The sequence below is a fragment of the Novipirellula galeiformis genome, assembly GCF_007860095.1.
Taxonomy (GTDB): Bacteria; Planctomycetota; Planctomycetia; order Pirellulales; family Pirellulaceae; genus Novipirellula; species Novipirellula galeiformis.
The window spans coordinates 691,602-716,228 of sequence record NZ_SJPT01000001.1 but is presented as its reverse complement, the minus strand read 5'-3'; the positions used below and the strand labels follow the sequence as shown (position 1 = coordinate 716,228).

General features: G+C 55.7%; 26 protein-coding genes. 14 read left to right on the top strand and 12 right to left on the bottom strand.

Annotated elements, in window-relative coordinates; genetic code table 11:
• The first annotated feature begins 5 nt into the window (after positions 1-5).
• Positions 6-458 (top strand): flagellar export chaperone FlgN, encoded by a 453-nt coding sequence (gene flgN / locus Pla52o_RS02505; RefSeq protein WP_146592990.1) that lies wholly within the window; start codon positions 6-8, stop codon positions 456-458.
• Positions 459-809: 351 nt separating this feature from the next.
• The gene (locus tag Pla52o_RS02500) at positions 810-1,652 is read left to right on the top strand and encodes a sialate O-acetylesterase (protein WP_231612036.1); all 843 of its coding nucleotides are present in this window, start codon (positions 810-812) and stop codon (positions 1,650-1,652) included.
• A 423-nt stretch (positions 1,653-2,075) separates the two neighbouring features.
• On the opposite strand, the gene Pla52o_RS02495 is transcribed toward Pla52o_RS02500, so the two are convergent.
• Positions 2,076-2,420, bottom strand: a complete 345-nt coding sequence (locus Pla52o_RS02495; protein WP_146592989.1) for a hypothetical protein — start codon at positions 2,418-2,420, stop codon at positions 2,076-2,078.
• Between the two features lie 469 nt (positions 2,421-2,889).
• On the opposite strand from Pla52o_RS02495, the gene Pla52o_RS02490 reads away from it, so the two are divergent.
• From Pla52o_RS02490 to Pla52o_RS02440, 11 genes are all read left to right on the top strand, one after another.
• Positions 2,890-3,312 (top strand): ATPase, encoded by a 423-nt coding sequence (locus Pla52o_RS02490; protein WP_146592988.1) that lies wholly within the window; start codon positions 2,890-2,892, stop codon positions 3,310-3,312.
• A 3-nt stretch (positions 3,313-3,315) separates the two neighbouring features.
• Positions 3,316-3,720: a flagellar basal body rod protein FlgB gene (locus tag Pla52o_RS02485; protein ID WP_146592987.1), complete on the top strand. Its 405-nt coding sequence runs from the start codon at positions 3,316-3,318 to the stop codon at positions 3,718-3,720.
• 148 nt (positions 3,721-3,868) lie between these two features.
• Positions 3,869-4,288, top strand: coding sequence for a flagellar basal body rod protein FlgC (flgC, locus tag Pla52o_RS02480; protein WP_146592986.1), 420 nt, complete (start codon positions 3,869-3,871; stop codon positions 4,286-4,288).
• A gap of 43 nt (positions 4,289-4,331) precedes the next feature.
• Positions 4,332-4,658 (top strand): flagellar hook-basal body complex protein FliE, encoded by a 327-nt coding sequence (gene fliE / locus Pla52o_RS02475; RefSeq protein WP_146592985.1) that lies wholly within the window; start codon positions 4,332-4,334, stop codon positions 4,656-4,658.
• Positions 4,659-4,761: 103 nt separating this feature from the next.
• A complete protein-coding gene (locus tag Pla52o_RS02470; RefSeq protein ID WP_146592984.1) occupies positions 4,762-6,399 on the top strand; it encodes a beta-cystathionase in 1,638 nt (545 codons plus the stop codon).
• Positions 6,400-6,668: 269 nt separating this feature from the next.
• Positions 6,669-7,889: a FliG C-terminal domain-containing protein gene (locus tag Pla52o_RS02465; protein ID WP_146592983.1), complete on the top strand. Its 1,221-nt coding sequence runs from the start codon at positions 6,669-6,671 to the stop codon at positions 7,887-7,889.
• 36 nt (positions 7,890-7,925) lie between these two features.
• Positions 7,926-8,612, top strand: a complete 687-nt coding sequence (locus Pla52o_RS02460) for a FliH/SctL family protein (RefSeq protein WP_146592982.1) — start codon at positions 7,926-7,928, stop codon at positions 8,610-8,612.
• The gene (locus tag Pla52o_RS02455) at positions 8,609-10,042 is read left to right on the top strand and encodes a FliI/YscN family ATPase (protein WP_146592981.1); all 1,434 of its coding nucleotides are present in this window, start codon (positions 8,609-8,611) and stop codon (positions 10,040-10,042) included. Before Pla52o_RS02460 ends, Pla52o_RS02455 begins: the two co-directional genes overlap by 4 nt.
• Positions 10,043-10,182: 140 nt before the next feature.
• Positions 10,183-10,650, top strand: coding sequence for a flagellar export protein FliJ (gene fliJ, locus Pla52o_RS02450; RefSeq protein ID WP_146592980.1), 468 nt, complete (start codon positions 10,183-10,185; stop codon positions 10,648-10,650).
• Positions 10,651-10,702: 52 nt separating this feature from the next.
• Positions 10,703-11,356, top strand: a complete 654-nt coding sequence (locus Pla52o_RS02445) for a hypothetical protein (protein ID WP_197168951.1) — start codon at positions 10,703-10,705, stop codon at positions 11,354-11,356.
• 57 nt (positions 11,357-11,413) lie between these two features.
• Positions 11,414-13,180, top strand: a complete 1,767-nt coding sequence (locus Pla52o_RS02440; protein WP_146592979.1) for a flagellar hook-length control protein FliK — start codon at positions 11,414-11,416, stop codon at positions 13,178-13,180.
• A 144-nt stretch (positions 13,181-13,324) separates the two neighbouring features.
• Here the strand turns inward: Pla52o_RS02440 and atpC are convergent, their stop codons facing one another.
• The 11 genes from atpC to Pla52o_RS02385 form a co-directional block, all read right to left on the bottom strand.
• Complete coding sequence (gene atpC, locus Pla52o_RS02435) at positions 13,325-13,711, bottom strand: ATP synthase F1 subunit epsilon (RefSeq protein WP_146592978.1); 387 nt, start codon at positions 13,709-13,711, stop codon at positions 13,325-13,327.
• A 3-nt stretch (positions 13,712-13,714) separates the two neighbouring features.
• On the bottom strand, positions 13,715-15,163 hold the full coding sequence (atpD, locus tag Pla52o_RS02430; protein ID WP_146592977.1) for a F0F1 ATP synthase subunit beta: 1,449 nt from the start codon (positions 15,161-15,163) through the stop codon (positions 13,715-13,717).
• Positions 15,164-15,277: 114 nt separating this feature from the next.
• Positions 15,278-16,165 (bottom strand): ATP synthase F1 subunit gamma, encoded by an 888-nt coding sequence (gene atpG / locus Pla52o_RS02425; protein WP_146592976.1) that lies wholly within the window; start codon positions 16,163-16,165, stop codon positions 15,278-15,280.
• 15 nt (positions 16,166-16,180) lie between these two features.
• Positions 16,181-16,597 (bottom strand): DUF4870 domain-containing protein, encoded by a 417-nt coding sequence (locus Pla52o_RS02420; protein WP_146592975.1) that lies wholly within the window; start codon positions 16,595-16,597, stop codon positions 16,181-16,183.
• Positions 16,598-16,636: 39 nt separating this feature from the next.
• Positions 16,637-18,160 carry a F0F1 ATP synthase subunit alpha gene (atpA, locus tag Pla52o_RS02415; RefSeq protein ID WP_146592974.1) on the bottom strand — a complete coding sequence of 508 codons (1,524 nt, stop codon included), beginning with the start codon at positions 18,158-18,160 and terminating at the stop codon, positions 16,637-16,639.
• Positions 18,161-18,250: 90 nt separating this feature from the next.
• Positions 18,251-18,880, bottom strand: a complete 630-nt coding sequence (gene atpH / locus Pla52o_RS02410) for an ATP synthase F1 subunit delta (RefSeq protein WP_146592973.1) — start codon at positions 18,878-18,880, stop codon at positions 18,251-18,253.
• A 126-nt stretch (positions 18,881-19,006) separates the two neighbouring features.
• Positions 19,007-19,744, bottom strand: coding sequence for a F0F1 ATP synthase subunit B (atpF, locus tag Pla52o_RS02405; protein WP_146592972.1), 738 nt, complete (start codon positions 19,742-19,744; stop codon positions 19,007-19,009).
• A gap of 25 nt (positions 19,745-19,769) precedes the next feature.
• The gene (atpE, locus tag Pla52o_RS02400) at positions 19,770-20,018 is read right to left on the bottom strand and encodes an ATP synthase F0 subunit C (protein ID WP_146592971.1); all 249 of its coding nucleotides are present in this window, start codon (positions 20,016-20,018) and stop codon (positions 19,770-19,772) included.
• Positions 20,019-20,144: 126 nt separating this feature from the next.
• A complete protein-coding gene (locus tag Pla52o_RS02395) occupies positions 20,145-21,158 on the bottom strand; it encodes a F0F1 ATP synthase subunit A (RefSeq protein ID WP_197168950.1) in 1,014 nt (337 codons plus the stop codon).
• A gap of 56 nt (positions 21,159-21,214) precedes the next feature.
• A complete protein-coding gene (locus Pla52o_RS02390; RefSeq protein ID WP_146592969.1) occupies positions 21,215-21,904 on the bottom strand; it encodes a hypothetical protein in 690 nt (229 codons plus the stop codon).
• Between the two features lie 68 nt (positions 21,905-21,972).
• Positions 21,973-22,299: an AtpZ/AtpI family protein gene (locus tag Pla52o_RS02385; RefSeq protein WP_146592968.1), complete on the bottom strand. Its 327-nt coding sequence runs from the start codon at positions 22,297-22,299 to the stop codon at positions 21,973-21,975.
• A gap of 915 nt (positions 22,300-23,214) precedes the next feature.
• Between Pla52o_RS02385 and Pla52o_RS02380 the strand changes: the two genes are divergently transcribed.
• Complete coding sequence (locus tag Pla52o_RS02380; RefSeq protein WP_146592967.1) at positions 23,215-24,501, top strand: DUF4912 domain-containing protein; 1,287 nt, start codon at positions 23,215-23,217, stop codon at positions 24,499-24,501.
• Positions 24,502-24,627 lie beyond the last annotated feature (126 nt).

The window sequence follows — 24,627 nt, the reverse complement described above, 5'->3', positions numbered from 1 at the left end:
CCACAATGAACGCCAATGAACTTTCCACGTTGATCGAACAACGTCATGCCGTGGTTTGCCAACTGGTGGAGCTCGGACAAGCTCAACTCCAAGCGGTCCAAGCGGGGCACATGAACGAGCTGATGCAATTGTTGTCGAGAAAACAGCAGCCCTTGGCGACCCTTGGCGAGCTCTCCAAACAGCTTCATGCCGCGATCGGCGACGATCCTGAATCAAGACAATGGGCTTCCACCGCATTGCGCACCGAGTGCCGAAAACAACACGAACAAACCGAACAACTGCTGCTGCAATTGATGCAAGTCGAACGTGAATGTGAGCTGTCGCTTTCAAAAAGTCGCGATTCGATTGGGGAACAAATTCGCCGCAGTGACGGAGCCAAGCAAGCCAACCTGCACTACGCTAAATCAGCGCAGCCCGCTGCTACCTGTGGTGGATCCCTCGATTTGTCGAGTCAATAAGGATCCTCGAGCTCATTCGGGTTCGTTGAATAAAAAGAGGTGTCTACGATTGGAGCGATTCCCCCCCTGTCCCGCTTTCTTCCTCCAACCCGCTTTCTTGCTCGAATTCAACCTCGTTGGACATTGAGGCCCGTTTGCACGTTTTAAGGTCGCGTTATTGCCGTTTCCCAGCAAATCATAGCCCGACGCGTTAGCGAGGAACCGAGTCAAGCGTGATTCCCCCTCGCTAACGCGTCGGGTTGTGAACAAACGCAACTTCAAAATTTGCACCTTCGCATCGCCAATGGGGATTAGGTTAAACTAAGGGACGACCCTTAGCGTTCTCCCGATCCCTCTCTGAAATTTTGTCGCATGATAAAAATGACGCTTGGCATGGCGATCTTAGCCGTCTTTGTTTCTCAGTTGGCTGCGGCCCAAGATCCCTCGTTGCCCCATTCTTCTGCGTCGAGCGAAGCTCCGCTGCCGGACGATCCAAACCAATTCCATTTGTTTGTCTTGGCGGGTCAATCGAATATGGCCGGTCGCGGCAAAGTGGAACCGATCGACACCGAACTCGATCCCCGGGTGTTGATGTTGGACAAGGCGAAGCGTTGGGTGCCGGCTCGTGATCCATTGCATTTCGACAAACCTTCGGTCGTCGGCGTCGGTGTGGGAAGAACGTTTGCGATCGCCTACGCCGATGCCCACCCTGGAGTCACCGTCGGGCTGGTCCCCACCGCGGTCGGCGGTTCACCGATCATCGCATGGCAACCCGGAGGCTATCACGATCAAACCCAAACGCATCCCTGGGACGATTGCCAGTCGCGGATGCAGCAAGCGATGAAGTCGGGTGTTATCAAAGGGGTGTTATGGCATCAGGGCGAATCCGATGCAAATCAAGGATCGGCGCCAAAATACGAAGCTCGCTTGCATGCATTGGTCGAGCGATTTCGCACGACCGTTGGCGATCCCAAGCTACCCTTTATCGCGGGGCAACTCGGTCAATTTGAAGATCGTCCCTGGGACGAGCTTCGGCACCAGATCGATGCGGCGCACCGAGCTTTGCCAGAGCAGCTATCGAATTGCGGTTTCGTCAGCTCCACCGGTCTAAAGCACCGCGGAGACAACGTTCATTTTGACGCCGCCTCGTTGCGAGAGTTTGGCCGCCGCTACTACCAATCCTACGTGTCACTGACAACAAACGATTCGCGATGACCCGTACGACGAACGCTGCGCATTGCAAGAAGTATCACGCGTGTGAGCAATGACCTGGACTTCGGTATCTGATTCGTTCGCAAGGCCCGTCAATCGCCGGGCCATCTCCGTTGCGCGGCCACAGCCTTCTTACTCTGGAAACGTAATGTAGGCAATTTCAAGGACGTTGTTCTTTGGTGGTGACGTGAACGCACAAGTGCCCAGGATTGTGTCATCGCTCGACAGCGAAGTAGCCGATCCAAGGTGGACAAAAATCACTGGTCACGTACAAGCAGGCGAGTGTGATTGGCAACATTGCGTGAACAATCGCACCATCGAAGTTCAGACGACGGTGACGATTCGTTACATCCCTTTGCACTCGCGAACGCATGCATTGCCAAAGAACGAAGCTGATCGCGAAGCGACCTTTGCCTAAAAACCATGTTAGCGGCCCCGGTGCAGCGTTAAACGGTCCCCAACCCAAAAGACAGCCGCCCCGACCACGCCACCAATCACACCGATCTTGAGAACGGGAATCAGTGTTTCAATGTATTCGGCGAAATTGAGATAAGTGCCGGGTTGAATCCAGAGTACGTCAGCAATGGTCCAAAGAAACGCCACCAGCGGTCCTGCAATGAAAGCAACAATCGGCAGCCAAAGTCGCGAACCGGTTGTCGCGGACGGTGGGCGAACCAACCGAAGAACGACGACGCCGATCACGAGCAAGATTGCGGCGGCAATGAGGTTGCCACGCATGTCGATCAGGCCCAGCGTTGGTGCGACCATCATTGATCTAGGGTCCGCTAACCGTGATTATCTACGACTGGGGAGGCATGCTTGATGGGGACGAGGCTCTACGTTGGAAACTCTCTGTGTTGGTGCATTTAGTTTAATCGAGTTTCCGCATCGAAACGCGATGGGTTACCGCAAAACGTTCGGTCACTTCCGCCCCCCTTGCGGGTGACAATCACGCTCGCGGCCAACGTCGAATTTGGCTCACGGCTTCTTCAACGGAAACCCGTCTGTGCCTCAGCGATCGCGCAGCAGCGGATGACGGAGTGCACGCAAAGTGCGGTTTTGCAAGCAAGGGAAGGAGGCGGTAACGAACCGAGTGGTTTGTCATTTTCCGCGTTGACATGATCGTTCTGAAGTGAGCGTGGAACGGCAAACTCGTCTTGCGTCCACCTCGCGCAATGCGTTATCAGCCACTGGAACCGATTTTTTTCTCACCCCCAAATCACTTCCTTGGGAGCGTATCATGTCACATCTTTGGATCGACCCGAACCGCTGCGAATCTTTAGCGATTCTTGTCGAATCGGTGGCATCCGTGTTACTGACTCAAAACTCGGCCCCGATTTGCTTAGAAGTCGACATCGCTTCCTCGCTAAAACTGCCCGCAAACCCCAACCAAACGGTCGATCTGATCCGCACCATGGTGATGCAAGCGGTCGCGGAGATGCAGCAGGGGGGCGAATTGACGATTACAGCCGTCGATGGGCCAAACGGGATTGAATTGGAGATTGCCGACACGGGCCGCGCTGTCGAACTACGTGAAACCCGCATTCCGTTTGCCGTGGCGGCGGTGGGAGCACGAATTCGTTGGCAAAATTGTCCCCAAGGCGGGGCTGCGGCCACCATCGTCTTCCGGCCACAACAAGGGGCTGCTCGCATCGCAGCGTAAACCATGCTTGGCATTTTCAAATCCACTACGATTCCGGCGCTTGAGCAATCGTTGACGTTCTCCGAACGTCGTCACGAATTGCTTGCCGGGAACATCGCCAACCTCGACACGCCGGGTTACCGCTCGCGTGACTTGGATGAAGCGGATTTTCAAAACGCACTGGCCGAATCGATCGATAACGCTCAACGAGGCAACGCCAACGATCGCGTCGGGACGGTGACCCGCGACGACCTTTACGCCGGTCCACGAGCCGCGTCCGAACAAGTCGTCTTTCACGATGGCAGCGATGTATCACTGGAAAGCCAAATCACCGAAATTGCCAAGAACCAACATTTGCATGGACTGGCCATCACCACCATGCGAAGCCAGTTTTCCCTGTTGCGTGCGGCCATTACCGAACGCGCTTAGGCGAACCAACGGGCTTAGCCCAGATGATTCACGACCCGACGTCATGAAACACTTTGCAGCAAAAATCAGTCGCCAGATGAATACCCCGGGCTGAGGCCAATACAAGCGAAACCGCTTCCGCGTCCCTTGAAGGAGGATTCCGAGCATTATGATACGATCCATCGACATCAGCACCTCGGCGTTGGTCGCTCAGCGCACCCGACTCAACGCGATCACGGGCAACATTGCCAACATGTCCTCGTTAACCGATGAAACCGGAGCCGCGAACCCGTATCGCGCTCGTGAAGTGGTCTTCCAAACCGACGATTCATTGACGACGACCGGGGCTTCGGGCGTCAAAGTCGCCGAAATCAAAACGAGCGAAGCCGATCATCGCTATCGCTATCAACCGAATCACCCTTTGGCGATCCAAGAGGGCCAATGGAAAGGCTATGTCGCCTATCCCAATATCGACATGACCACGCAAATGGTCGACGCGATGGAGACGACGCGAGCCTACGAGGCGAACGTCGGTGTGATGGAAATTTCCAAGAACCTCAGTCGCGAGACGTTGACCATTCTCGCCTAGCGGCTCGGCATCTGCCTAGCGGCTCGGCACCTAGCCCTGACCCATGAAACCCATCTCCTCACTCGCACCGCCCCCACGTCCGGTCAATCCGTTTGGGACCCTTTCGTCGCCGCAACCCGACGGCACGTCGAAGGTTCCCAAAAGCGGGATCGATTCGTTTGCCAAGCTATTGTCCGACCAAGTCGGGAACGTCAACTCCATGCAAAATAACGCCGATGGCATGGTCCATTCGTTGTTGACGGGCGCCGATGTGAATGAAGCCGAAGTATTGACAGCCGTGCAAAAAGCCGATCTTGCGTTTCGCATGTTGCTGCAAGTTCGCAACAAATTGATCGAAGCCTATCGCGAAGTCCAACAGATCCAAATCTAAACCAATCGCATCGACGATGCGTTTCCGTCCGCTCCCGAGTCGACGAGCCCCCAAAAGTCCCCGTCGCAAAACCTCTCTCCGCATTACGACACCCGCGTAAACCATGAACGTCTTCAACCAATCCGTAGAACAGATCCGTGAGACATTCACTGCGATGCCAATGCAATCGCGAATGATCACGTTGCTGTTGGTCGTTGCGATTGCGATTGGCTTGGGTTTTCTCGTTCGCGGTAGCGGGACCTCCAACCTCGAAGTTTTGTTTGGGGGCCGCGTGCTCGGTGAACAAGAGCTTGATTCGGTCGAATTGGCTTTCAGCAGTGCGGGGTTGAACGAATGGGAACGCGAGGGTCGACGCATCCGGATTCCTAAAGCAAACCGTGCCGCCTACTTAGCTGCGTTGCAAGCATCGGCGTCCTTGCCGATTTCACTGCGTAGCAACGTGCAAGCTGCAATCGAGAGTAACAGTGCATTCGATTCAAGCGAACAACGCAATTCGCGGGAAATGCACGCTAAAGAACAAGATCTCGGCAGCAAGATTGCCGCGTTCTCGGACATCAAATGGGCCAGTGTCGAACACGACCGGGGAGAGCGTTTCGGATTGAGCCGGGCGCGGCCGCAATCGGCGAGCGTGGTCGTTGCCCCCGAGGGTACGGACCCGCTACCGCGACAACGCATCCAAATGATCAAGGATCTGATCCGCGGCTCATTCGCAGGCATGTCGAGTGACGATGTCGTGGTGATCGACACGAATGCATCGGGCATGATGGACTTCAATGAAGACAGCGACCCCTTGGCGAACAAGCGACGTGAAGAAGAAGCTCGTTACGAACAAAAGGTACGTAAACAACTCGGTGGCTACGGTCCCGATGTGCGTGTCGCGGTATACGCTGAGATTGATCCCACCATGGACATTCAAAAGACGGTCCTCAAGTACGATTCCGAACGCACCACGTTGACGGATCGTTCGCGGAAAGTCGATTCCCAAAGCAACCGTCCCCTCAACCAAGGAGTGCCTGGGACGGTCCCCAATGCCATCGGCAATCGGGCAGCCAGCTTGGAGGAGAACGCTCAAACGACAAAGCTAAAGGAGGATGAGCGGGAGAGCATGGGAGTGGCTGGCCAACAATACGAAAACTCGCGAGTCGCTTCGTTGCAAGTCAAACGAGTTCGCGTGTCGATTAGTTTGCCGCAAAGCTATTACCAACACGTTTGGGCACAAAATAATTTGCGTGACAATCCCGATTTAAAGGTCAACGAAATACCGCCGATGCGAACCGCCGATCTCGACAAATTGCGGCTCGACGTAAAAAGCAACATCCAAAAAGCGGTCACTCCGCTTTTGCCCGAAGTGAATGCGGGGGAAAGCAAAATTGAATTGGTCGAGGTCACGGACTACCTGAACTTGCCTGAACCGGAAATGCCTGAGCCGGAAACGGCCAAAATCGCGATGACGTGGCTTGCTCAATCGTGGCAAACGATCGCATTGATCGTGTTGGCGACGGTCGCCCTGTTCGTTGCCCGCGGTGCGATCCGTGGCTCCGGCGACGGCGTCCCCACGGAATTTAACGAAGGCTTTGGACTCGAATTGCCCACCCCTCCCGCGGTCGCGGAGGCCGAGACGGACCCCGTCGATACGATGGAGATCACCGGCGGAACCTTGAAAGACGAATTGGCTAGCATTGTGGAAAATAATCCCGAAGTCGCAGCCAATGTAATCCGCAACTGGGTCGGTGCCGCTTAAGTTGATTGAGAACGATTGCAAAGGCCCGCAAGCTTCCGCACACCTGTTCGGGTGGGCCGACCTCGATCCCCAAGGGCGACATAGCCCCCTCGACGGATTGCACCGCAGCTAGGAGGAAGGGCGGCAAGGCTCGGCCGCTCGCCACGCCGACGAATTCCGCTCTTTCCTGCATTGCGCCGTTCCCTTACAAGTAGAAACGGAGTGAAGGATCACGCCATCGCCGACGGAGCCACAGATTCGCTACGTTTTTTCGCAAAGGAGTGCACGCAATGACTGCCGCTCACCAAACCGGAGCCAATCGGGAAGCCTCGCTACGACGAGTTGCCATCGTTTTGAGTAGCTTGCCAAGCTCCGTTGCCCTGGGGCTATTAAACAGTTTTGACGATGCAATGAAGCAATCATTGCGACGAACCATGACGTCGCTGGCCGATGTCGATCCGCTGGAACGTCAACGGGCACTCCAAGCATTCAAGGGCTCTCTCGAATCGCAACAAGATCAAGCGACGCGGTCCCACTCCGATGATGGAGATGAGGTGATGCTGCGTGGGCGCGGCGATACAAACCCAACGTTATCGAGCGCAGTCATGAAGCGGGAATTGGGTAACGATCCCAATCTCGAGTCGAATTCCAACACGGCACTTTCGTTTTTGGGGGACGCCGAAGATGACGTGCTTGTCGGTGTCCTCGATGGCGAGCATCCCCAAGCGGTCGCATTGGTGTTGGCCTCGATTTCCCCCGCCCAAGCTGCTCGGATCCTGCCCCAACTCGACGCCAGTGTGCAGAAGGATGCGTTGAGCCGAATCGGGCGACTCAACGACGTTCCCGAAGAAGCGGTTCAAGAACTCGCATCCCATCTACGCAATCGAGTTCAGCAAAGCCTGCGTTCGCAGCGAAAGCCAGGTTCGCAATCGACCGGCCAACGCGCCCTGAACGCAATTTTGGCTGCGATGCCATCCCCCAAACAAGCTTCACCTACAACGCCACACGCTCCGCTTGCGACTTCCCCGGCCGAACCGTTCGTCCACTCCAGCAACGCCCGGGTGACATCGGCGAGCGCCGGCGTCAATCGAATCGCCGAGCATCAAGCCCAAACCGAATCTGCAACGGTTCACCCCGACCGTTTCGAGCGAAGCGAAATTCATTCACTTCGCATTGCCCCGGAGAGCACTACTGCGGAATCATCGTCAACCGAAACGGTTCATCAGCAACTCATCTCGCTCGCCCCACACGATTTGTGCCAAGCGTTAGGGCAAGTGGAAACCCGCCAGGCGATGTTGACACTGTGCGGTCTTCCCAAGCATGTCGCGGAAGCGGCTTTGCGAGTTTTACCGCGAGCCTATGCCAAACAGGTTCGCCATCAAATGAGTCGCATCCAATCGTTGGAGTTGCGAGAAATCGACGAAGCGAAATCGGCCGTCGCCGCCGTTTCACTGAAATTGAACGGATCGGCCGCCGCGTCGTCCGCAAAGACCACCACGCTGGCGGCGTAAGTTCGTCCTGCCGCAACGTATTCGAGGAAGCTTGTCATGGCCATCGTTTTAAAATCGGAACGTCCGTCGGACCCCACCAATGCCGCACGCAGTGTGACCGGATTGGCAGGCTTCAACCTGGACGACCTCGCCGACGCGGGACGTAGCCGCATTGACGAATGCCGCAAACAAGTGGCCGCGATGCTCGACGAAGCGAAAAAAGAAGCGGAGTTGATTCGCAAACAAGCGCATCAAAAGGGGTACCAGGAAGGGCTCGCCCAGGCCGCCATCGATTCCGATAAAAAGATCAAGACCCAAGCGGAAACTCTGGCGGCCGATTCGCTGAAAATCATCCATAACGCGGTCGAGCAGTTGCACCGAATCCACGAGGATTGGATGCAGCAATACGCCGACTCGTTGACGTCGATCGCGATCGCGGCCGCAGAAAAAGTGATCCGTCACAAACTCGATGGCGACGAAACCATCCTTGTGCGTTGGGCCGAAGAGGCACTGCGCAGCACGCGATCGGCGACTCGATTGATTTTGGCGGTCCATCCCGAAACGTTGGTCAACCTCGGTCAAGTCTTTGACGAATTGCTGGCGTCACCCGACTTGCCGGAACAAACCATGGTGGAACCGGACGAAACGATCGCGCGCGATGCGGTCGTCGTCCGACAACCCGGCGGCGAGATCCGAGCGGGACTCGACGAACAACTGCTGCGATTACAGGAGTTGTTGGTATGAGTGCGACACGATTCCAATACAAAATCAATCCACCCAAGATTCATCACGCTGCGGCTGCCACGCGCATTATCGACGAGGCGGTGACGCATCAGATCACCGGGCGGATTGCTGCGGTCCGTGGGGATGCGATTGAATTGGAAGGAATCACGGCGCCGATCGGCGCGATTTGCGAAGTGTGTCCCGGCACCCCCAACCGAAGACTCGCGCGGGTGATCGGATTCCAAGGCGTACGGCCGATCATCGCTCCCCTCGAAACGATGGCTCCGATCGCCGCGGGTGATAAAGTCCGATTGGTGGGCGGGGCATTGAACTTGCGTGCCGGTGCATCACTTTGTGGACGTGTGATCGACGCGTTGGGACGACCGATCGATAACAAACCGCTCCCCGAGGATCTGATTCCGGTGGAGAGCAATCGGATGGCACCGGAATCGCTTGACCGGCCCCCGATCGACACGCCGCTACAAACCGGCGTCCGCGCGATCGATGCAATGTTGACCTGCGGAAAGGGACAACGCTTAGGAATTTTCGCAGGCTCGGGTGTGGGAAAAAGCACGCTTTTAGGAATGCTTGCACGCGGATCGAGCGCGGATCGCATCGTCATTTGTATGGTCGGTGAGCGAGGCCGCGAGGTGCAAGAGTTCATCCAACGATGCCTCGGCGAAGAGGGACTGCGTCGCAGCGTGGTCGTGGTCGCCACCAGCGATCGGCCCGCGGCACAGCGAATTGCGGCAACCTGGACCGCCACCGCGATCGCAGAATCGTTTCGCGACGAAGGCAAAGACGTGCTGTTGTTGATGGATTCGGTCACGCGTCTTGCGATGGCCCAACGTGAACTCGGACTCGCCTCAGGCGAACCGCCCACCACGCGTGGTTATCCGCCCAGCGTTTTTAATCTGCTGCCGCAGGTGGTCGAACGCGCCGGTCGAACCAACCTCGGTTCGATCACCGCGTTCTACACCGTGTTGGTTGAAGGAGACGATCACAACGAACCGATTGCCGATACGCTCCGTGGGTTGCTCGATGGCCATATCGTGCTCAGCCGCGACTTGGCCGCTCAAGCACAATGGCCTCCGATCGATGTGCTGCAGAGTCTGAGCCGACTGCAAACCCATCTCATCTCTCCAGCAACGTTGAAAGCCGCAAGCGCGGCGAGACGCTACTTGAGCGACTACAAAAAGAATGCGGATCTCATTTCCATCGGCGCCTATCGAAACGGAAGCGACCCCAATGTCGATCGTGCGATTTCGATGCGTGAACCATTGAAACGGTTTCTCTCACAAGATTCCGGAGACATCGCCCCAATGGAGCAATCCTTGGCGGTGCTCGAAGCGTTGATCACGAGCCAAGTAGGGTTGAATCCTCAAAACGCTGCGGCGCCCCATTCTCCACCCGCAAATCCGCAGCCCGGATCGGCGCCCTCGGCGAGTTAGGAAAAGCAGAGATTATGGCATCGGTGTTATACAGAAGTCGCAGAAGCCAAAACGAGCGACTATCCCTACGGGATGATCCTAAGTAGACGACACACTAGAAGCCTATCCCACATTGATAACGGGCTGCGAGCCTATCTCACATGAAATACGAATTTCGTTTTGCATCGATCCTAGACCTTCGTCAACGTGAACGTGACGAAGCGGGAGGACTCGTCGGCGAAGCCAATGCGGCGATTGCCAAGATCGAGAGTCAAATCGAAGACCTTCAGCAGCAACGGCAAACGGCCTTGAGTGAACAAGTCGAAGCACGCATCGGTGGCATCGCCGTCGACCAATTGCTTGCCAAAGGACGTTACAACCTACAACTGCAAGCCGAAATTTACGGGCTAGAACAAACTCGCGTGAAACTCGACGAAGAGCTTCAACGACGACAACAGCGACTTCGCGATGCGGAAACCGAAGTCAAGAAATTTCAGCGGATGAAGGAAATTGATTTCAACCAACATCAGCAGGAAATGAATCGTCGCGAACAAATCGAAATCGACGAAATGAACAATCGACGGTTTGCGATTGCAAGCCAAAAAGCACGCGACGCGGACCATCGCTAGCAACAGGCCACAGCAAGCAGCACTCGCAGCACCAAAATGCACCCCCTCCATCATGATCCATAAGCTTACCAATGCCTTCACGGCCTTTTGTATCGGCACCCTGCTGACTCAAACGATTCTGTTGGGGTACTTTCTCGCTCAAGGGTCGCTCAACGCCGACACCTTGACCAAGGTCATTGCGCTCATGAACGGCATCGATATCTCCGGTAACCGCCTTCAACAGATCATGACTCAGAACGAGGATCGCGAACAACCTGATTTCGAAGAGATCTTGCAAGCCAGAAAAATGGAGAGCTTGGAGATGGATATGCGGCTAAGAAGCCAGGACCAATACCGCGACGAACTCCGCAAAATGGAACTCAGCCTACGCGATAAAACGCAGCGATTCGACGAACGCCGCGAAGCGTTTAATGTCAAACTGGCGGAGATGGAGCAGGGAGCGAAGGACAAGGGGCTGATGGAAGTCCAAAAAACACTGCAATCTCTCGATGCCGTCCAAGCGAAGGAACAGTTGTTGAGAATTTATGACGATGAAAGAATTGATGAGGTCGTCAATATTGTTCAAGCAATGCCCATCGATAAACGAAAAGATATATTGGCCGAGTTTGTGCAGCCGAGCGAAGCGGACAAACTTGCCGAGATCCTCCGTCGCATTGGCGAAGGATATCCATCCACGTCTCTGATTAATCAGGCAGGCGGCGAGTAACGCGTTGCGACGGTTGTCCCCGTGTAGCGCCAATTCGCTTAACGGGAGGCCTCGACGATGAGCGATTCACGCTCCACATCCAGCACCGCTGCCGTATCGCGAACGCCCTCGCCGAACCGTTTGCGTTCCCTGGGGTCAGCCCCCTCTGCGCTCGATGTCTCGCAAGGCATTGTCGACGCCTTTGCCGACGTCTTTGCTCAAATGGCAACGATCAATGCGCCGGCAAATCCGCCTCGCCAGCCCAAGGATTCCTCCGCAGCCGAATCATCCGAGTCGACCGTAACCACCGCCGACACCGAGGAAGCCGAGCACGATGAGGCGGCGACCGCGAAGCTACCCCACGAGATCGATCCTGATCTAGCGGCATTTGCGATCGCCTCCGAATCCATGTCCGCCGAATCCATCGCCGCCGATCCCACGTCGAGCGAATCCAGCGCACCGCAGCAAGACGAAGATGCCGCCGCGACGGCACTTGCCCTCGCCGAAGCGTCGAGCGATGCTGCGACACCCAACGATGCCGTGACACCCAACGATGCCGTGACACCGAGCGACGCCGTGGCATCGAGCGACGCCGTGGCATCGAGCGACGTTCCCACAATCAATGTGGTCACCGTCGCCGCCGAACCCGAGACCGCCCAAGCGACCCCCGAGACACCCCCGCCGGTCGTCGAGCATCCCGCGGCAGCAACCGCACCGGCGTCGGAATCGACGCCGCCCGCCGCCGCCACAGGACTGGCTTCGGACCCGACTTCCGACCAGGGTCACGAGCAACGAAACTCCTCGTCCGAGCAAGACGCTGCGGAGCCATCCCCAACGCTCACCGACGGACACCAGAGCGATCAGGAAGCGTCTGCCGCAGAGACGGATTCCACGAATCACCCCGCGGCATCATCACCCGAAACGGGATCACGCTCCGAGCGGCATTCCGGCGAAACGCGTGCACGGCGACGCGACCATTTTGGCCCGGTCAATGGTGGCAATCAGGCCAACCCTGCGTCCGCCGAATCCGCCTCACAGGCCAACAACGCGTCGGCGGTCGAATCAGCTGCCGCCGGTGCAGCGGCGGCCGGAATCACGGAAGCCGTCGCGCCGCCCGAACCGCCTCGCAACGCAGCCACCACCGCTCCTGCTGCACAACAAGCGGTGGACGCGATCTCAAGTTCGACAGCCGCCGCAGCAGCCGCAGCGACGCGAACCTCGTCAAATGCCAATCCGACAAAGACCAATACCGCCAGCAACGCAGCAAAAGATGCCAGCGGAGCGATCTCGGCAGCGACCACAACCACATCCCCTTCGGATGCGACGAAGAAACAAACCGATAAGGCAGGCAACTCATCCGCAACCGATTTGATTTCGCGGGCCAAATTGATTCAACGCGTGAGCCGTGCGTTCCAGCATCTCGGTCCCGACGGCGGTCACGTGCGGCTGCGTTTGGCACCCGCAGAACTCGGAACGGTGCGTTTGGAAATGCACATCAAATCGAGCAAGATTCAAACGCGTGTGGTCGCCGAAACCGAAGCCGCAGCGGCCGCGCTGCGTGAGAACCTTCCCGAACTGCGAGCCCGCCTGCAGTCCCAAGGTCTTCAAATCGAACAGTTGTCGGTGGAAGTCGAAAAGGATCCCCAATCAGGAGAGCGATCCTATAGCGGCAACCAATCCGGAGCGGAGCAGGGCGGGGCAGGGTACTCGAGTGATCGATGGCAATCACCCCGCCAATCGCCTCGTCCCAGACCCACGCAAGATCACGGGGCAATCGTGGGTCGTGGACCAATCAACACGCCGCAGATCGCTTCGCAAAGCGCCGGCGTGGACGTAAAGCTGTAGAAGGCCGCGTAGCGAAACTCGTGGAGAGTTTTGTTAAACGCACGGCCAAAAGTCTTCGCGACTTTCGCTACCGAACGACTGTCGTACTCGCGCCCCGAAAGTCTTGGCGACTTTCGCTACGGCTGCGAGTACACAACTCGAAACCTACCGCGACGCTCGCAGCAAACCGCGAGCACGGCGAATAGCCGTCTCTTTGATCTCGGCTTCTTGAACGCTCGCCGATGGCATTTCCAACGCCTCGTTTAGCGTGGCTCGCGCCTTCTCGCTATCGAGCAAATCGACAGGTGTCGCACGTGCGGTCAAAATGCTGACCACATCGCCTTCGACTTGGGCGAACCCACCGTCGATGAAGTAGCGTTCCGGCCCCGCGGCGGTTTGCAACCGCAGCGTACCAAACCCGAGTCGCCCGATCATCGGCGCGCGGCCCGTTAGGATACCTAACTCGCCATCGGCCATCGGTAACGCAACAAAGTCGGCCTCGCGGTCAAACTCCGTACGCTCAGGCGTGACGACAATACATCGAATGGACATCGTTTACTTGTTCTCCATCTTCTTAGCCTGAGCTTCCGCTTGCTCGATCGCACCGACGTACATGAACGCTCGCTCGGGCAAGTGATCGTAGTCACCGTTACAGATTCCTTCGAAGCTGCGGATGGTGTCTTCGAGCGAGGTGATTTCACCCTTCTTGCCGGTGAAGACTTCGGCCACGAGGAACGGTTGCGACAAGAATCGCTCGATACGACGAGCACGATGCACGATCATCTTGTCGTCTTCGCTCAATTCATCGACACCGAGAATCGCGATGATGTCTTGAAGTTCGCGGTAACGTTGCAGAATCGTTTGCACGCGTCGAGCAATCGTGTAGTGACGATCGCCAACGTATTGTGGATCCAAAATACGCGAGTTCGATGCCAACGGATCGATCGCAGGGTAAATCCCCTTTTCCGAAATCGATCGCTCGAGGTAGATGAACGCGTCCAATTGGCCGAACGCCGTTGCCGGTGCAGGGTCAGTCGGGTCATCCGCAGGAACGTAAACGGCTTGAACCGAGGTGATCGCTCCCTTCTTGGTCGATGTAATCCGCTCTTGCAAGGCACCCATTTCGGTGGCCAGCGTCGGTTGGTAACCGACCGCCGAAGGCATACGTCCGAGTAGCGCCGATACTTCCGAACCCGCTTGCGAGAAACGGAAGATGTTGTCGACGAACAACAACGTGTCCGCTCCGGTCGAATCACGGAAGAATTCAGCCATAGTCAAAGCGGACAGTGCAACGCGAAGACGCGAACCTGGTGGCTCGTTCATCTGGCCGAACACCATACAAGTTTGCTCGATGACCTTACGGCCGGTTTCGCCGATTTCGGCTTCTTGCATTTCCAACCAAAGGTCGGTTCCTTCGCGAGTTCGCTCACCCACGCCGGCGAATACCGAGTAACCGCCGTGGCTACTTGCGATACGTGCGATCAACTCGGTCAAAATAACGGTCTTGCCCAGTCCCGCACCGCCGAACAAACCTGCCTTACCACCACGAACAAACGGGGTCAGCAGGTCGATCACCTTGATGCCGGTTTCAAACACTTCGGTGTTCGTCGACAGCTCGGAAATCGGAGGAGCTTGGCGGTGAATCGGCCAGTAATCTTCGGCTTCGACTTCGCCGCGGTTATCGATCGGGTTACCGAGTACGTTGAACACGCGGCCGAGGGTTTTGACACCCACGGGGACGGTCACGGGGCGGCCCAAGTCGAGCACTTCCATGCCTCGCATCATTCCGTCGGTACTGCCCAGTGCGATCGCACGAACGCGTCCGCCACCGAGGTGTTGTTGAACTTCGCCGACCAAATTGATCGTGACCCCTTTGTGCTCGCTCTTGATCTCTACAGCGTTGTAGATCTTAGGAAGCTGCTTCTCAGGGAACTCCGCATCAAAGGTAGAACCAATGACTTGCGTGACTTTACCAACGGCGCCTTGTTCGATTGCGGTGGACATAGCTTGTTTTTAGGTATCGAGAGGAAGTTGATGTTTTGGATTGGCTAGCACTGCTAGCCTCTGTGTGGGGAACCATTTGCACCAGCGATGGACGCGGGTGCGTTTTGTGATGGGTTACTTGGCGAGTGCTTCGACGCCGCCGATGATTTCCATAATTTCGCCAGTAATCTGGCTCTGACGTGCTCGGTTGTACGTCATCGAGAGCTGCTTGATCATGTCGCCTGCATTCTCGGTCGCCCCCTTCATCGCAATCATCCGAGCGACTTGCTCGCTGACCGCGGCGTCGAGGAAACACTTGAACAAACGCACCTTGAAACTGGTCGGCACGACTTCTTCCAAGATGCTTTCGGCGGACGGCAAGAATTCGAATTCGACCGACTTTTCGTCGTCTTCGCTGGCGGCGGTTTCCTCGTCACTCAAGGACCCCAGTGGCAGCAGCGTTTCGATCGTGGCCACTTGACGACTGGTGCTGATGAACTTGGTGTAAACCACATCCAAGCGATCAATCTTGCCCGTCACATATTCGGTTAGGTACTTTTCGGCGATCTTTTCGACTTCGTCATAAGCCGGTTGATCTTCGAAGCCCAAGTAAGCGTTGTCGACAAGCGTTTTGCGGAACTTCAACCCGTTCACGCCGCGCTTGCCGCTAGCATCCACCGCGACTTCGTCGATCGTGTCGCGAAGTTCACGAATGCGTGGCATCGCGGTTCGCAGAATGTTGCCGTTGTAACCGCCACACAAACCACGGTTGCTCGCCAAAACAAGCACACGGGCCCTGCCGGGGTTGTCACGGGGTTCGAGCAGCGGGTGTTTGACGTCCAAACCGGCAGCGGCCAAGCGTTTGACGATCTTGGTGATTTGATCGGTATAGGCGGTCGCAGCCTGGGCACGATCCATTGCTTTTTTGTAACGCGCCGTCGCAATCAACTCCATCGTTCGCGTGATTTTGCGAATATTGCGAATCGACTTGCGTCGTTTATCGAGTGCTCGTGCGTTGGCCATAAGATGAGGCGATCGTTACTGGAACAAACGGAGGTTAAACGGATATAGGTAAGCTCGACCGTCGCGTACGGCCAGTGCGGCGATAATTCCGAATACGATTTGCAGCACCATCGGCACAAACACAATCGGAAAGAGAACACCACAACTGGCGACGAACAGAATTCCACAAACCAAACTCAAAATCAGCAACGTGATCTGAAAATTGAGTGCTTCTTTGGCTTGCAACTCCGCAAACGGTGACTTGTCTTTTTGGGTTAAGTAAATAATCAAAGGGCCGATAAACCCTATCAAACCACCCGCCAAAATCCCGGCACATCCGGATAGATGTGCAATCAACGCTAAATTTCGATCGGCGTTGTTAGGAGTAAAATCGGGCGGTTCGATTGGTGGTTGTTGGTGACTCGACTCGGGTGGCAGAAATGGGCTCGACATGAAACCTTACCTTTCTCCGGCCACCGCACGAGGGAGGCACTACACTTCCACTTGTACTGGCTTGTAGCCGGACTTGAATTCTTTGATGACGGCAATGATCGACTCAGTGATCTCGTCGGTCAGGTCACCCTTTGCCTCCAAATCGCTAAGCAGCTTGCTGTGCTTGTCGTGGACAAATTGGATGAAGTCCTTTTCCCACTGAGGGACCGACTTGATCGGTACATCGTCCAAATAACCGCGGGTTCCTGCGAACAAACTCAAAACTTGTTCGGTCACCGACATCGGTTGGTATTGAGGCTGTTTGAGCAGCTCGACCATGCGATATCCGCGATCCAATTGGCTTTGCGTGTCAGCATCAAGGTCGGTACCGAGTTGGGCGAATGCTTCCAAGGCACGAAACGCTGCCAAGTCGAGGCGCAAACCACCGGCAACTTTCTTCATCGCCTTGATCTGAGCGGCTCCACCCACGCGAGAGACCGAAATACCGGCGTTCATCGCAGGACGAATCCCGGCGAAGAACAAGTCGGGTTGCAGGTAAATTTGACCGTCAGTGATCGAAATCACGTTCGTCGGAATGTAAGCGGACACTTCGCCTTCGAGCGTTTCGATGATCGGCAAACTGGTGATCGAACCGCCACCAAGTTCGTCCGACAATTTCGCCGAACGCTCTAGCAGACGACTGTGACAGTAGAAAACGTCCCCTGGGTAAGCTTCGCGGCCCGGCGGGCGACGCATCAACAAACTCATTTGGCGATACGCCGTGGCTTGCTTGCTCAAGTCATCATAGACCACAAGGGCATGGCCACCGTTGAACATGAAGTGCTCGGCCATCGCGGTTCCGGCGTACGGCGCGATGTACTGGAGCGGGGCAGGGGAGCTGGCACCCGAAGCGATCACACAGGTGTATTCCATCGCCCCGTTTTGCTGCAGCACTTCGACGATCGATGCAACCGCCGAGTCCTTTTGGCCAACCGCGATGTAGAAACACATCACGCCTTTGCCTTTTTGGTTGATGATCGCGTCGATCGCGATGGCCGTTTTTCCGGTCTTACGGTCACCAATGATCAATTCACGTTGACCACGACCGATCGGGGTCATCGCATCGATGGCTTTGACGCCGGTTTGCATCGGCTCGGTTACCGGTTGACGCTCCGAAACGCCCGTCGCGATGATTTCCACAGGACGAGTGATATCGGTTTGCACGGGGCCTTTGCCGTCCAGAGGGTTCCCCAATGGATCGAGCACGCGGCCCATCACGGCGTCGCCCGCAGGAACGGACAACAGCGTGCCGAGTGCTTTGACCTCGTCGCCTTCTTCGATCGTCAAGTAGTCACCAAGGATGATGACCCCGACGGAGTTTTCTTCGAGGTTGAACGCTAGCCCGATCGCACCGTTGGGGAACTCGACCATTTCACCGGCCATGACACCCGACAAACCGTAGACGCGAGCGATACCGTCGCCCACCTCCAACACGGTGCCGACTTCACGAACATCAATCTTACTGTCGAATTGCTCGATCTCTTGTTGCAAGACCGATGCGATTTCATCGCTACTAAATTTCATGGGTAACGCTAATCAATCGATAGGGGCGTTTGAATTGGAATTTTTATACTAGGGGATCAGCCCATGAACGAGTCATAGGCGATGTTGAAATCAAGTCTTGTCCTGCACGAATTCGTCGAACCGTTTGAGCAATTGACTCGAGAATCCAGCCTTGGCCTTCTTTTGCATTTTGTCGATGCGGTTCACAACACTGCTGTCGTAAACCGTATCGCCAATGCGGATCACCATGCCACCGATCAAGTCGGGATCCACCGATTCTTTCAAGCGAACTTCGCGGTGAAGCACCGCGGAGAGCCGTTCGGCAATCTGGCTTCGCATGGCATCTTCAAGCGGGACCGCGGTACGCACGGTAGCAACCAAGCGACCGAGCATTTCGTCCAATTGGGTTTCCGAGGCACGACGCACGGCAGCCACGTAACCCAAGCGGTCACGGTTTGCCATTACTTTCAAGAACTTGATCAAGGTCGGGTGAAATTCATCACCAAAAATGCGATCAAGCACCCGGCACTTTTCGCTGGCATCAATTCGCGGCGAAGCGAACGACGCAGCGAGTTGCGGGCTCTGCGAAAGGTACTCGTCGACCATCTGGCCCAACTGTTGGACGACCTGGTCCGCGACACCTTCGTTTTGTGCCACCGCGATTAAGGCTCGCGCATAGGTAGTGCCCAATTGCTCGGCGCCGGTATCGAGAACCGTGTCGTGTTTGGGGGCTTCGGTCATGGGTTGTCAGGGCGTGATGGAAACGCGTTGAAAGGACGAAACATTTTATCAATAAACCGAGCCACGTTTGCGGTTCGATTCCACAAGCAAGCGGCAAGAGCAGAAGCCCTTACCGCGAGCCATTCATTAGTTATTACTAGGAAGTCGATCCAGCGATTGACGAATCAAATCGGCATGGTCTTCGGGACGAAGTTCGCGGCCGACCACTGACTTGGCAACCTGCATCGCCATGTCCGAAGTTTGACCAGCCAAATCGGCCAACGCCACTTTCTTAGCCGTCTCGATATCCGCGACCGCACGATCACGCGTCCGCTCGGCTTCCGCCTTCGCATCCGCAACGATTCGTTGGCCGTTGGTTTCGGCGTCACGCCGTGCTTCGGCTAACATGCCTTGCACTTGGTTTGCCGCTTCATCGAGCTTGGTTTGATAGTCACTCAACAACGACCGTGCTTCAGCGTTAATACGCTCCGCATTTTCGAGGTCGCCACTGATCTTGTCTTCGCGTGCCTTCAACCCACTTAAGATGGGAGGCCAGACAAACTTGGACAAGATTGCAAACACACCAAGAAAAATCGCGATGTTACAAACCGCCGAACCAATGTCGAATGACAACAACGGCGGAGTGTTCGCATGCGAGTCGTGTCCGTCTGCCGCTGCAGGATGATCGTGATCACCCACAACGTCTTCCTCGTCGTGCACTTCCGAGTTAGCGGCAACCAATACGGTTGCGTCATCCGATTCGGATGCCTCAGCCGCCACTGCGGATTTCGCTTTTTCATCGGCATAGCTGCTAGCTGGCGAGACACAGAACGCGCCCATCGCCAACAAGCACAACACCGATAAACGAGTCAATTTTAAAACCATCGTTTCATCTTTGCCAAAGGCGGATTTAGCTAAGGATCAGCATCAGAATCAAAGCAATCACAGTCGCACCTTCGATAAGTGCAGCCGAGATCAGCATCTGGGTGCTGATCGCTCCGCTCGCTTCGGGTTGACGAGCGATTGCATCGACAGCGGCACTACCGATGCGGCCAATACCAAAGCCAGCGCCGAGAATGACAAGGCCCATTCCGATACCGACACCCATCTTGCCGACGTTAAGAGCTTCCTGGGCCAAAACAAGCGCGAAATCAAACATCTTTCATAAACTCCTGAGCTAATTCTCGAACGGGAAATGCCTGCGCCCATGAACTTGGACGCCGACAGTTTTTGGTTAAAGGGTCAAACAATATTCAGTGAATCAAGGCTGGATCGCGGAGGCACACTACTCGTGCACCAAAGGCCCCAGTCGTTTTGGATCAATCAACTTATCCATGTCCATCTGGTTTTCGTCGTTTAACAAATGATCCTCTTCGTGATGCTCGTCATGATGAACCGCAGTCATCGCAATGAACAACACCGTCAAGAAGGTAAAGATAAACGCTTGCAAAAAGCAGATAAACAACTCGAGCAAGGTAAGAACAATGCCGCCGCCGATGACCGACAAGCCAACACCGTAACCAAGAGCATGTGAAAACTCAGCGGCAGTGAAGACGAGGCCAACAAACGCGGCGATCACCAAGTGGCCTGCCATCATCGTTCCAAAAAGCCGCATCGCAAGTACCACGCACTTAATAATCAATCCAAGCCACTCCAAAGCGTAGAGCGGAATGCCGATCAACAGCATCTTGGGGTCATTCCAACCAATTGGATTGAAGTGCAAGAAGAAGGCTTTCACGCCCGTTTCTCGGATACCGATAAACAAGATCGCGAAAAAGCTTCCCAATGCTAACACAGCATTCAACGACAGATTGCCCGTCGCCGTTCCACCCCAATGCGATAACGACTGGCTACCCGTGAACGAATAAAGGATATAGCCAATCGGGACCAAGCCAATCACATTGCAGAACAGGACAAAGAAGAAGATGGTCCAGATGTAGTAGATGTACTTGTCGGTCAAATGACCCAAGTTCGGCCGCGCAACCTCGTCACGAATGAACGAGCACATCGTCTCGAACAACTGAGCGACACGACCGCGAGTCTTAAACGCCTCGAGCCCTTGCCCCTTTGCACGCACGCGACTCGCGACATGGGCGAAGACCAACAACACCGTCACGGCACCGACCAAACTCATCATCAGATGATTGGTGATGAAAAACTCGTAACGCCCATCGAACACATGCAGCGCGGGAATATCCCCATCGCCAACCGGAACGTGCACGATCGGATTCTCGTGCAACCGGTGCGGCAGCACATGCGTTATCGGGCTGTGGTCGGCAGAAGCAACAAGCAAAGGCATCAGGTAAATCGTATTTGAGCGACAAATTTAAATTTAGTGAACACAACCAACAATCGTTACGCTTCCAACACACCCAACGAGCGTGGATGCAGAGCAGTCAAATTGTTCAAAAGTAGCAGCGAGGAAAAGAGGGACACGGACGAGTCTACTAAAGGTGAAGGAGCATCGCCTGCCTTGGCAGGCAATTTTTTTGCTAACAAACTCACATCCGTGTCAGACGCACTAGCTTCCGGTCGCGTGAAAGTCCGATCTCGCTTACCAGCGAGCACTCCCACCTCGACCAAGGTCAAAAAGGCATACCAGCCAATCGTGAAGCCAGCCACCCATTGCTTTGTCTCGGCCAATTGATAACGGCAGAACAAAAACAGTGCAACCGTCCCAAACAACCGAAAGATCATCCCCATCCCTGAAGCAAACGCAAATTCGCTGAACTGATCCAACGACGTCTCAGCGACGGGCGAGTTTGCCCCGCTCGTCAGTCTTCTCCGAACCGCTTTCCCCCATCGAATACACAAACCGGGCAACATCGACACCAATGCAATCGCGCCACTCATGGCAGCAACAAACAAGGTGTCACCCACGCGACTGGAATCTTGTACCTCAACCCAACCAACCGTGACTACCACCCCTACAACCCAAGCCGCCAACACCCACCGAAACGCAACCCGATACAAATCGGTCACGTTTTGCGTGGCTCTCGCTGAACGGTTGGATGTCGGTTCGGTCACGTCTTGGGCAAAAGGCAAAACGCCTTGGTTTCCGTTTGAAATTAAAATGATTGGCAATTAGCAACCGACTGTAATCAATGCACGGACTATCGGGAGCGTTTGCGGGATACTTTGACAATAAAACGTGCCATCGCAAACCCAAACCCGACCATCGTGCTCAACGCCGTTGCGTACATCACCACATGGCCTCGCCAAGAATCGATCCAATAACCGATCCCCGCGAACAGCAACGTCACTCCCGCTAGCTCCATCCCTAAACCAACAAACCCAATCCAAGCCACACCTTCGCCTGCATTCGTAACGCTCGCGTGGTGTTTCTCAACAGGGCCTGATGAACCGTCGTCCGTAGCGGTTGCTCTATCGTTTGGCTCTGGAACGCTTGGCTCTGGAAGATCGTCTACTGGATTTGGCATCAAACCGTTTCCTGCGAGAGTCAAATTCCATTGCGTCAAACGCGATCGCAATGCATTACCCAGACCCAATCCCAATTTTGGTCCCGCGTCCCCAATTCTTGGTCCCGCGTCACTGCGACGTGCACAGTTTGACTCGCGAATCAAGAACATCTAGAGGCAGCGACGGATCGCCGCACCCCAAAATGCGAATTCAGAAAATCGCCCGCACTCTGGCCCCGCGTCCCCCCCGACAAAACACGCCCCGCACGCTGTGGAGTTGCAAAATGAGACTCGTCGCTGCACGACATCCCCAAGATCGACTCGGCGTGGGCCGCCAAGCCGCCGAGAGGGCTTAGCAAAGCACCTCCCTCCCCCCCCTGAATAGCCAATCCATCCAGGTCGACACCGCGGAGACGACACACAGTCCGGGAGGTGTGCGAAACCCAGGGAGCATGGGCAAACTGTGTTAAACGCACCTATTTTTCCAATTCCCCTAGGAAATGCGAGATTCCTGCCAACGATTCGGATTCTTTTACCAGACTGCATCTAGAACTACTCGCATCCCCTTGCCATAATGTTTCAGGTGACGATTACCCCGTTGCGGCCTCGCAGGCGGATCCTGACCCCCGCTAAAAAACCGCGAAACGACCTGGTTTTACAGCGTCAAAAGGCCGCAGCGCCGTACTGAAATCACCTACGAGAAGCTGCGATTCTTATTTTGCGACACTCTAGCGTGGTTCGAAACCAAGGAATTTGAACGCAGTTTCCAAGCAGCGGCGGATTGCGAAAGTGACCGACACGGAAGCGGCCATGGAGAGCGACTGAGTACGAAAAGCGACCGCAACCACTTTTGGGGTGGAGTCACGCGAGTCGAGATGAAATCAATACTAACGGCCTATTTCGAATTCGACTGGGCTTTCAGCTTGGAGATGCAGGGTGATTAAAACGGCAGACCTTAAAGCGCAAACACGACGCGAACTCGCAGAGTTAGCGAAAAGCTACGGTGTATCTGGCTGGCACAGCATGCGGAAAGATGACCTAGTGAGCGAAATCTCCAAAGTTCAACGACGCCTAAGGCGAAAAGCGGAGGCTAAGAAATCGGCCCCCGCCGCGAAAAGCCAGGGGTCCAAGAAGGCGTCCCCAGCGGCGAGAACGAGCACGGTGAAGTCGAAATCCAAGGCGACCGCCTCGGCTAACAAAGGGGCTCAACTTGCTGCGGCCCGAGCACGCGCTGCTGCAGTCAGCGCCCAACGATGCGCCGAAGTGCTCGACCAAACCGAGCAAAAGGAACGGGTTTCAGCCAAAACGGCTCGCATTCGCGCTCAAATGCGTCGCCGTCGCGAAACCCTGGATCGCCATCGCGACATTTCGACCGGAACACTCGTGGGTGGATCTGCGGTCACCAATGGAACCAACCGCACCCGTGCAACCGAAACGCACCAAGACCGCGTCGTTCTACTCGTTCGCGATTCGTATTGGTTGCAAGCGACGTGGGAAATCACCCGAGCTAGCGTGCAACGTGCCGAATCGGCGATGGCCGAACGCTGGCACTCCGCCAAACCCATTCTGCGCGTGCTGGCCGTAGGCGATGTTGCTAGCAACCAAGCCGAGAGCGTCGCCCGCGACATCCCAATTCACGGCGGTGTCAACAACTGGTACATCGACGTGGACGAGCCCCCATCTCGCTTCCGCGTCATCATCGGCTACCTCGCCGATTTTGGAGAATTCTACACGATTTGCCGCAGTAACATTGTCGAGACACCGCGTCCGGGTGAATGCGAACGCTTGGACGAGCACTGGAGCGACATCGCAGAAGATTACGAGCGATTTTATTCGCTTAGCGGTGGTTACGATCAAGACGGTGGCGACCTCAAAGCCGTTTTCGAGGAGCGTCTTCACCGCCCCATGCCGAGCCGTGGTTCGCAAGGACAAACGGTGGCAGACCCCAGCATGCTCCGGCAATCGAAGCTGCCCTTCCAGGTCGACGCGGAATTGATTGTGTTTGGAAAAACCACCCCCACGGCATCGGTCAATATCGCCGGCCGCCCGGTCAAACTTCAAACCGATGGCTCCTTCACCGTCCGCATGGAACTGCCCGACAAACGCCAAGTGCTTCCCGTGACGTGCGAGAGCCGCGATGGACTTCGCCAACGCACGACCGTCATCGCGGTCGAGCGCAACACCAAAGTTATGGAAACGGTCGAAATCGACGATCGTTTCTAGCATCGAATTTGAGATGAGCAATGCACCGCCGCTGTGAGAGTTTCGCGGCTCGGCCGGTCTCATGCACACCACCTCGATAACATCAGGACGGATTTCTAATCCGTCCTTTTTTTTCGCTTCCCCGGA